Annotated in this window: 9 protein-coding genes and 1 pseudogene; 2 read left to right on the plus strand and 8 right to left on the minus strand. The window is 28.0% G+C overall.

Annotation, left to right across the window (positions count from 1 at the left end; all coding sequences use genetic code 11):
• The first annotated feature begins 317 nt into the window (after positions 1-317).
• Positions 318-2,474 carry a hypothetical protein gene (locus RV17_RS10485; protein ID WP_071869188.1) on the plus strand — a complete coding sequence of 719 codons (2,157 nt, stop codon included), beginning with the start codon at positions 318-320 and terminating at the stop codon, positions 2,472-2,474.
• Positions 2,462-2,779 carry a hypothetical protein gene (locus RV17_RS10490; RefSeq protein WP_071869189.1) on the plus strand — a complete coding sequence of 106 codons (318 nt, stop codon included), beginning with the start codon at positions 2,462-2,464 and terminating at the stop codon, positions 2,777-2,779. Before RV17_RS10485 ends, RV17_RS10490 begins: the two co-directional genes overlap by 13 nt.
• Before the next feature lie 605 nt (positions 2,780-3,384).
• On the opposite strand, the pseudogene tnpA reads toward RV17_RS10490, so the two are convergent.
• The 8 genes and pseudogenes from tnpA to RV17_RS10530 all read right to left on the minus strand — a co-directional run.
• Positions 3,385-3,721: pseudogene (gene tnpA, locus RV17_RS10495) on the minus strand (IS200/IS605 family transposase); the annotation flags it as partial.
• 200 nt (positions 3,722-3,921) lie between these two features.
• Positions 3,922-5,025, minus strand: a complete 1,104-nt coding sequence (locus RV17_RS13605; RefSeq protein WP_071869190.1) for a hypothetical protein — start codon at positions 5,023-5,025, stop codon at positions 3,922-3,924.
• Positions 5,026-5,739 carry an ATP-binding cassette domain-containing protein gene (locus RV17_RS10505; RefSeq protein WP_071869191.1) on the minus strand — a complete coding sequence of 238 codons (714 nt, stop codon included), beginning with the start codon at positions 5,737-5,739 and terminating at the stop codon, positions 5,026-5,028. It lies immediately after the preceding gene.
• Positions 5,732-5,881 (minus strand): YrhK family protein, encoded by a 150-nt coding sequence (locus RV17_RS13285; RefSeq protein ID WP_071860830.1) that lies wholly within the window; start codon positions 5,879-5,881, stop codon positions 5,732-5,734. Before RV17_RS13285 ends, RV17_RS10505 begins: the two co-directional genes overlap by 8 nt.
• On the minus strand, positions 5,874-6,569 hold the full coding sequence (locus RV17_RS10515) for a hypothetical protein (protein ID WP_071869192.1): 696 nt from the start codon (positions 6,567-6,569) through the stop codon (positions 5,874-5,876). Before RV17_RS10515 ends, RV17_RS13285 begins: the two co-directional genes overlap by 8 nt.
• Positions 6,548-7,405: a peptidase M16 family protein gene (locus RV17_RS10520; RefSeq protein ID WP_071860828.1), complete on the minus strand. Its 858-nt coding sequence runs from the start codon at positions 7,403-7,405 to the stop codon at positions 6,548-6,550. The genes RV17_RS10515 and RV17_RS10520 overlap by 22 nt, the downstream gene beginning before the upstream one ends.
• Complete coding sequence (locus tag RV17_RS10525; RefSeq protein WP_128701591.1) at positions 7,398-8,267, minus strand: hypothetical protein; 870 nt, start codon at positions 8,265-8,267, stop codon at positions 7,398-7,400. The genes RV17_RS10520 and RV17_RS10525 overlap by 8 nt, the downstream gene beginning before the upstream one ends.
• A 66-nt stretch (positions 8,268-8,333) precedes the next feature.
• Positions 8,334-9,689, minus strand: a complete 1,356-nt coding sequence (locus RV17_RS10530) for a radical SAM/SPASM domain-containing protein (RefSeq protein ID WP_071869194.1) — start codon at positions 9,687-9,689, stop codon at positions 8,334-8,336.
• Between the last annotated feature and the right edge of the window lie 167 nt (positions 9,690-9,856).

Below are 9,856 nucleotides of genomic sequence, written 5' to 3' on the forward strand. Positions count from 1 at the left end.
AACACCATGCTAGATACAGAAAAAATCTTTATATTTTGCTTTGAATAGAATCAAAAACAACGTATTAAGCATTTGATTACAGTCTATTAACTGCTAAAAAAACTATCCAACCGAAAAATCAATCTAACAAGCAAGGATTTATATTTGCTTGTTAAAATACTACCACATTTAAACGTTCAAAGTAACATAAAAAATGTTATACTATAATTGTTATGTATTGTTTAATATAGGTTTCTTTGTTATTAAGTACACATGATAGGCTTAGAATTATTCACTGTAATATCTACTTTATTTGACTGACTAAGGATGTGATAAATTTGTTAAAAATCGACCTTCATCTACACACTCAAAGATGTAAAAAAGGAGATGGGTCTAAAAGAAATATCTCTCCTGAAAACTTTATTAAAAAAATGCATGAAAATGAGGTTTGTATGTGTGCCATTACGAACCATAATAAATTTGACTTACACGAATTTGATAAAATACAAAAGTTAGATGAAGAACTTGTAATTTTCCCTGGAATAGAACTTGATGTAATAAGTGAAAAGAACCAAAGCCATATTGTTTTGATTTGCGATCCATCATGCAAGGAAGCATTTTATAAAACATTCGACAATGATTCAAATAGAAACTATGATACGTTTACTTTATCAGAAAATGACTTCTTTGATAGAGTAAAGCAGTTTAATTCAGATGACATTATCGTTATCCCCCATTTTCTAGATAAAGATAAAGAACGCTCCATTGATTTTAGTTTTAAAAGTCGATTAGAAGAAAAACTAAGTGATTACGTCGTAATTTTAGAACCTGGAAAATTGGCAACAATGGGAATTATTAATGCTCATAAAGAATTAGCTATAATTGGAAGTGACGTTAAAGACTGGTCTACTTACTCTTCCAGTAATTTACCTGAAATAAAATTCAAAATCGAAACATTTAAAAAATTTGTAGAATTAGCTAAAGATGAAACTCTTTTAATTAAAACTTTACTAGACAATGCTCATAGTGAAACTATTTATTTTGATGGAGGAGAAATCTCAATTTTTAATGATATTAATATTATTTTTGGAGAAAAAGGTTCGGGGAAAACGAAACTAATAGAGCAAGAACTAATTCCTTACTACGAAGAATCCGGGAAAAAATTTATTTTTCATAAGGGGGCTGAATACAAAGAAAAATATACAGACATTCTAAACAATAAAATTGAGCGTACGATCATTGATGAAGAAACTTCTGCAGATATTGCTATTCTATTTGACAAAATATCGAATTACAAAGAACGAAAGATATCCAATTTTATTAAAACATATATTGAATGTAGCAAAAAAAAATCTAATGGTAAAAATAAGAACTTATTAAGAAAAACTGCCAGCACTTTCTCTTCATCTGGAGTTGAATTTTCAGAAATCAAAAGACAATTAAATTCAAAATTATCAAAAATCAATAAAGTAGAACAATTGAATAAGTCAGAAAAACGCGACTATGCTGACAAAGACCGTCTCTCAACGGAACTAATCAATTTAAAACAGCATATTTATTCAGAATCTGAAAAAGACTTTAAAAACAGTTTTGTTAATTCTAGTATTTCAGATTTTTTAACGACAATTAAGGGCAGCGTAGATAAAAAAACTGGCGCTAAATCTAAACCTAACAATATTGGATTTTCCAGTTTAGTAGCAAAACGTCTAGAAAGATATAAATGGAACATAGAAATTAACCAACTGTTAGATAGTATACAAAGTGATGAAAAATACAAATTAGGCTATTTGCCTGGTAAAGGGACAGTATATTTAACAACTAAAGTGATGGTATTATCAGATGAAGTTTTTTTAGACTCTCCGTTTAATAAAAGTACTATTGTTCAAAACAGAGAACTAATGAAGAAATTACGAAATTTCTCACTTTCGGATTCTTTTACTAGTATAAATAATTATTTTAAATCCAACGAAAAATATACTGGTGAACAATTTGTAAATCAAGTTATCAGGGTTTATCCTGAGCCTTCTAAACAATATCCAGATCATAAACCTTATCCAGGGATGACATTAGAAACAAAAAATTCTTCAACACCCTATAATCCTTCAGAAGGTGAAAAATCTATTCTTTCTATTGTAGCAATACTAGAAAATACAGAATATGATTGTTATTTATTTGATGAGATGGAGCGGGGGCTTGGTAACAAATATATTGCCAGTTACGTTATTCCTGCGCTAAAAAGACTTAGAGATATCGGAAAAACTTTAATAGTCTCAACACATAATGCGAATATTGCAATTTCAACATTACCTAGTCAAAGTATTTACTGTAGATACCCTGATCAAAAGGGATATTATATGACTGGAAATATGTATTCTAATCAATTAATAAATTTTAAAAATGCTAGTGAGATTGTATCATGGGAACCTCTAGCAATTGAACACCTTGAGGGAAATGAGATTATGTTTTTAAGGAGAAAAAATATATGGAATTACTAACTATTAAAACAATCATCAATAGAAATACCACTGCTGATCCTAAAGAAATATCATTATCATTTGAACAATGTTCTGAACTACCAAGGATAATACTATCAGAAACAGAAACAACTGACTTACAAGCTTTTTTTAATGCAATTTTTGACTATATACTAACATATGAAAAATTATTACAATTCCAACTATCTGATACTACAAAAGATCTATTTAATGAAGTGGCTGAAGATATCATTATGCAATTAAATTCAGAGATATCTCAATCTGAACAAAATTTTGAGGAGTTTATCCAATTAAAGAAAAAATAAATTTTGATTTCTTTCCCCATTTGTAAAAAAAGAAGCTTGCTATAAATTTGTAGCAAGCCTTTTATTTTGATGGAAAAGGTTAAGACTATTAGCGTATACTTTTTTTATATTTATCATATACAGTATTATGCACCAAAATATTCATCTTTTTTGATATACTCTTTCAGAAAATTTTACAAAAAGACTATACAATCCTTGAGTTATTTAAGCTAATTCAGTCTCACTCAAACAATCATTGCTGCTCCTAAAGAAAGACTTTGCTTACGGGTTAATGATACAACTGGTGTATCAAGATATTGCCTGGTTCTGTAGTTATTCTTTATTACGTGTCCCTCCACCAACCCATATAACTTGTTGAAAACTCTTTCCTCCAATTGTTTCCATCAATTCTTGAGAATATTTTAAATAGAAAGTAATTATTTCTACTGTCACCCTAACAAATTTTTAAAATGAATGGTTACTATCCAACAGAAAAAATTGGCTTTTTAATAGCCCTAGAAGGGCTCACTACTTGCTGCTCCGTTCAAGGTAGCTTTTTTAAGAGACCGCCAACCGCTATCTCTCTATTTTTTCTAGTCTTTATTTGCTAAATGGATCGCTATACTCACATAATATCCTTTGGTCCAAAACAATCGATTCCATAATTATATTTCAGATTCACATGACGCTCATGGATAATTACAGCACTCCTCCCTTTTAAATAGCCCATAAAACATGATAGACTATGTTTAGGTGGGATTCTTACTAACATATGAATATGATCTGGCATTGCATGGGCTTCGATAATCTCTACCTCTTTCATTTCACACAGTTTTATCAATATTTTCCCAATATCTTGTCTCAACTTTCCATAATGACTTTCCGTCTGTATTTTGGTGTAAACACAATATGATACTTACAATTCCATCGAGTATGTGCTAAACTTTTATCGTCATTTGACATAAAAAAATTCCTTTCGATTTTATAATGGTTGGTAGCCTTTATCTAGTATATCGAAAGGAGTTTTATCGCTAAAGCTACTTCTTCCACGCGCAGTACACGTGTTTTTTTTGTTCCAATGACTTTAGCGATTGAAACCGACTAAAGTCATTAATAAAATAGCTCCTATCCTCTATCTCTGCAAAGAGATTCGAGAATCGGAGCTAAAATAAAAAGCTAAAGAGAAACGTAAATAAATAAACTATAGCAGCTAAAATATATTTTCTTGGATTTTTCCATATATCTTTTTTTAAATGCCATTTTTTTATAGGAAAACGTATCTCCAATATGGTTGAAAATATTGATTCGAATAGTATTAATACTGCTATAAAAAAAACGGTAAACAAATTTGCAGTTATAATATTCAAATAAATTAGTATAAGAAAAATGAAAACATTCATCGAAGAAAAATAGACAAGCAGTAGTCTGAAATACATCATATAAATATATCTAGAATTTGGCAATGACTTAATTTGTTTTAACATTCCTCTATCCGACGATATTAATGTTGCAATGGGTGAATTAATAGAAATTATAGTAAAAATTAATGGTACAATAACATGAACATTAGTATTTTGCATTAATAGATATGCAATGAAAACCATCCCAAAAATCAAGTTGATAAAAAAAGCACCATCCATAACTAAAGAATTGGTAAAATAATTATTTTTAACAAGGCTTGATCTGCTTCTTAATTGTTCAGAAATATAGACTAAATGTTTTATTTTTACTAATTTAACCACGGCAACTAGTAATAATAAGAATAGTAGTATGAGACTATCTATCAAAATCGGAATAGTCATAGCAATTAGATATGTTATCATTTTAGAAGCTTTTTTATAAAAAATTAGACTATCTTTCTGCATAAGATCAAATGTAAAGAAGCTAATCAATATAACATACATTGAATAAACCAAACAGTATATAAATGCTGGAAAATTACTAATAAATTGACTATAAAATATGACTCCCAATATTAACAATCTTTCAAGTAAATTTACAAAGAAAACACTTGTTAGAAAAATTACATAAAAATGATTTATTGGTATTGGTAGTTGATAATAGTCAATGATCCTTCCTTTGATAAAGTATGAAAAATATGTCTGCATAGATGAGAGAAATGTAACAATAAAAACACTAAAAAAAATAATGGGCAGATTAAAATGAATAGTAAAATTATAAGAAAAATACCAAGCGGCTAATAAAGAAATTAAGGTGAATGTTAGCTTCTTTAAATTAAGCAAATCTCTAAAAGTAATAGTTATCATTTAAAGTTCTCCCATTATTTTTTTAAGTAATTGATCAGAAACTAAGTCCTGTTGCAATTTGAAACTATTTATCTTTCCGTTTTTCAGTACCATAATTTCATTACATACTCTTGTTATACTTTCAATAATATGCGAACTCATAAAAATTGAGCCATATTTTTTATATTCCATGAGTTCTTTATAAAGAAATTCTGTAGAATCAAAATCAAGACCATCCAGAGGCTCATCCAAAATTAATAGAGGCCGCCTAAGAAATAGTCCTGAAATAAGAAATACCTTTTTTTTATTACCTGTGGATAAATCTTTAATCAGAACATTTCTATATGAGGTAAAATGAAAGCCCTCAGTTAAATACAATAATTTTTCATTATCAAATACTACGTTATATAACTTACATAGCAACCGAATGTATTGATCAAAATTCCAATTCATAAATCCATTATTTTCTGTAAAAACAGTAAATCGATTTTTCTTGAATTCTAATTTTTCAAAAGATATTGGTTTGTTCAACCATTTAATTTTAGTTACACTATATTGATCAGTTACACTACTCAACGTATTAATAAGTGTAGTTTTCCCTGCACCATTTCTCCCAACTAATCCAACTATACTGTGCTTAAAAATTGTTAGTTCCTCAATATCTATTATAAATTTTTCTTTCTCATACCAAGATTTGAGATTGCTTATAAACAATAGTTGTTCATTCTCACTCATTTCGTTTGCCTCTGTTCAATAAATATACAACTGCCACCACAAAAAATACTATGGCGTAAATGTATTCTTGCTTAACCAAAAATACAATACCACCTACTAAAAAACAAATAGCAATAAGTATTCTTAATAACTTTCTATCCATAAATAGCTCCTCCTAACTTTCTAATTGTAATAGATACTATCATCAACATTCCAACTATAAACCAAACGACAATATTTTGAGACTTTAAGGCTACTAATAATAATGTAATCATAGGAATAACTAACAAATACAACGTGATTGTTCGATAATTAGCATTCAGATTAAATCTATCTATTATGCTTGTAGTAAAAAAAATCACTAAAATAGAAAAGACGTCTAAAACAGTAAGCTGAAAGATGAATAATCCCATTCCTATAAAAATAAATAACACTTTCTTCTTATCTTTTAAATTTATGATTTGCTTTTTTATCACTAATAATATACTAACTAAGAATAGAGAAATATTCAATAACCAAACTTTACTATCTAAAATCCCTATAAAAGAATTGTTGAATAAACGATTGCATAAAAGGAGCAGAGTCATGAGAAAGATTCCAATATTTATAGTACTAATTAAATTACTAAGAAAATTAGGTGTGGAAAACGATTGCTCTTTAAAAAAAATCAGCATATTACTGAACTCTAACTCTAACATCAAAATAATGAAATAAACCAAACAAACTAGATAGTTTGATACATTAGGTGGCTTTATTCCATAAATTCTTAATCCCCATACAATAAGCAACATAACTAGGTTAACTATAAAAAGAAAGACAGCTTTCTTTTTTAATATAGAAGCTTTTCCCAAGTCAATTCCTCCCAGTACTTTTCAAATTCAATTACGCATTCAAAATTTTCTATTAGATAAATCATTTCTTGATTATGAAACCTAAACTCATTTAGAAATATTTTATAACGTTTTAATATCTGAGATTTTTGGGTTAGTAGTTTGGGTAAATCTGTATTTTCGTAATATGATATTTCTATTCTTTTATTTTCCTTGTTAACATTAAACTTAAGCCCAATAACAGTGAATTCTAATATTCTTAAAAAATAGATAATTAACTTTGCAACAAAGGATTCTTTTAAAATAATATATCCTTTGCTTTTAGAAATTACAGAATTAAAAATCGAATTCATAGAAATAGGTACGTACTCTTTTCTCTTCTCATTTATTTTTTGATTATGAGAGGCATAATTAAAGTGTATAAAAGAAAATTCATTGTTTATTAAAATGTTCTGTAAAATTCTCAACTTAAATTCTTCAATTTGATCTTCTGTTCCCAAAATCTTATCGACAGATGGATAATTATCAGGATATAACTTTCTTTCCTCTATAATAATCTTTTTTTCTGTATTAAAATCTTCTTCTTGAAAAAAGGTATCTGCTGAAAAACTAATAGGAATTTCTTCAAAATCACTGTGAATAAATACAAAGTTCATCTTCTTTTTATCAGTTAATGCGTTATAAATATTATTTTTAAGTTCATACTTTTCTAACTCCACTTTACTATTTCGTATAATCATGTGTTCAAGCAAATGTAAATAACCTGGTAACATTTCAAATTTTGGATATATATATATATGATCTACTGAAACATTGATAGGAAAACTAAATTCCATATAGATATATTCTTTATTCATTATTTACCCCAATCTTTGTACATACAAATTCACTAGATAAAAATTTACATTGTAGATCATCCACATTTAATTTATCAATAACGTTGATTATATCTTCTATAACTACTTCTTTATTGAAAATCCAGAAAGGAAACAGAGTGTAGCAAGATTGATTTATACTAGAAGAAATTAGAAGGTTTTTTTTCAATCTCTGTTTTGCTTTCCTCAAACTATCGCTTGAAAACTTCGCGCTTTGGATACTTTTTCTAACGAATTCGCTTTTTTCAATACTATACTCCGCCACTGATCCTATTATAAAAATACTTAATCTTTCATGAAATTTCGCTACTGTCGAATAACAGTACCCCTTCTCTCTGATATTAAGTAACCCTCTGTTGCTTTCCCATAATTGTTCATATAATTTCAATTTTGCAAGCTCTTCATATGAATTTAGAGATTCAATATTAAAATAATTACCAATAAATGATACATTCGTATTTCGTGGTTCACCATTCAATTCAAATTTACCTAACAAAATTTCTTTGTTTGGGATGAACTTATAGTCATTCCAATTCTTAAATTGATTATTTAAAATTATAAAAGTTTTGTCAGTATTGTTTTTAATTTTTCTTTTTAAACCAATATCCTCAATTTCCAAACTGGAGATATCAATTGAACCTAATGAGTTAAATTGTTTTTTTTCTAATACTCCTATTTTTGTAATGATTTCTCTATACTGAGTTTCTGTTAACTCATCAACTGATTGAATACTAACCAGTTCAACGAATGAGCTGGAAATTGATCCTACTACAAACATTTTAACCACTATACCTAATTCAAGTTCAATATGATTAATTTTCGATATAATTTCTTTCTGTACCAAAAGAATTGTTCTTTTAGTAGCTTCATTGGGAAGATGCCTAAAAAAATACTTAGATATACATTTCATTTAGACAGCACGACCTTCCTTATATACTTCCATAAATTCAGCAAGATCATTGTGTTTTATCCAAGTACAAAATTCATTAGGTTGTTTATCAAAATTATTTTCTAATCCTTTCATATAGCAACCTAAGCATGATAAATATTTTGGACAATCTACTGAACATCCATTCTCTGTACTAGGTGGTTTTATTTTACTTAACTGGCTGTAAATGTCTTTGCTAAAAATATTTGAGAATTCTTCTTGAAAAATATTTCCAAAAATCTTGTTTTTAGGGAATATTGCACAAGGACGGATATCCCCATTAGAACCAATAAGAAAAGAATTGATCCCAGCACCACAGTTTGATGATGCTTTTAAAAAGAATTCTGATTCAATTATAGGAATAATATCCTTAAATTTATGAACTGTATCATTTAAATATTTACGATACTTCTCTGTAGATGCAATAGCATTAGACTCGTTGAACTCTATTCCTCGACCAAAATCTTCAATAAAATTATAAACAAAGATTTCTGCACCTAATCTCTTTGATAATTCTGCTAGTTTATCAATTTCCCACATATTTTTATCGAAAATCGAGGATGCAACTCTTACATGAATACCTTCATCACTCAATTTTTTTATAGTTCTACATGTACTCTTAAAAGCTCCTTTGAATCCTCTAAAAGAATCGTGTGTTTCCTCCGAAACACTATCTAAAGAAATACTAACCACTAACTTATCTTTATTTCTTTTTAGAATTTCTAGACTTGATTTTTTTAAAATTGTTCCATTGGTCAAAACTGCAACTTGAGCAAACTCTGCAAACGCTAGTTCCAAAATTGCATCAGCATCTTTATTCATGAAAACTTCTCCACCTGTTAACTCGATAGATAAAACGTTATTTTCTTTTAATTCTTTTACTAAAGGCTCAAAACTTTCATAGTCTATTGAAGTAGTTTTATTGCATGATGCGTTTAAGTAGCAATGATCACAATAAAGATTGCATTTTTCAGTAATTTCGATAGTTACATGCATTGGAGATATTAAATTAGTCTCTCCAAATATCACTAGAACGTGAGGCGTTTTGCTTGGCTTTTTTTCAACAAGTATAATTTCTTTACGAATCATATCCATTATGAATTCAGTAATCCATTGACGATCATCTTCAATAAGATTATGTTTTTTTATAAATATATCTATGATCGTATCGAATTTTTCTACTCCATTTATACTTTCAAGAATAAGTTTTCCTGTTTTGTTAACAGAAAAATAATCATATATTTTCCTTTTGTTGGAATCTTCTTTTTCGATGATTATATTGTATGCATCTTTTGTCAAAAACATTGATACCTTAGGATTAATTGCTAAATAGTTCATTTGAGACACCTCCTCTTATTAAATTACAAGTTAAATCCAACTATTACATAATACGGAGCTTATCATACTATTACTCCGTATTATGATGACACTATTATTTATAGTTAAGTAGTAATGTATTTGCTTAATTATTTTCTAACCAAATGCTGTGAAAATAGCAGATACCC

The organism is Enterococcus thailandicus (assembly GCF_001886265.1).
Lineage (GTDB): Bacteria > Bacillota > Bacilli > Lactobacillales > Enterococcaceae > Enterococcus_B > Enterococcus_B thailandicus.

What these genes read in the sequence shown, in the direction of transcription:
- RV17_RS10490 (WP_071869189.1), top strand. Translation starts at nt 2,462, where the DNA reads ATGGAATTACTAACTATTAAAACAATCATCAATAGAAATACCACTGCT.
- RV17_RS13605 (WP_071869190.1), bottom strand. Translation starts at nt 5,025, where the DNA reads ATGATAACTATTACTTTTAGAGATTTGCTTAATTTAAAGAAGCTAACA.
- RV17_RS10505 (WP_071869191.1), bottom strand. Translation starts at nt 5,739, where the DNA reads ATGAGTGAGAATGAACAACTATTGTTTATAAGCAATCTCAAATCTTGG.
- RV17_RS13285 (WP_071860830.1), bottom strand. Translation starts at nt 5,881, where the DNA reads ATGGATAGAAAGTTATTAAGAATACTTATTGCTATTTGTTTTTTAGTA.
- RV17_RS10520 (WP_071860828.1), bottom strand. Translation starts at nt 7,405, where the DNA reads ATGAATAAAGAATATATCTATATGGAATTTAGTTTTCCTATCAATGTT.
- RV17_RS10530 (WP_071869194.1), bottom strand. Translation starts at nt 9,689, where the DNA reads ATGAACTATTTAGCAATTAATCCTAAGGTATCAATGTTTTTGACAAAA.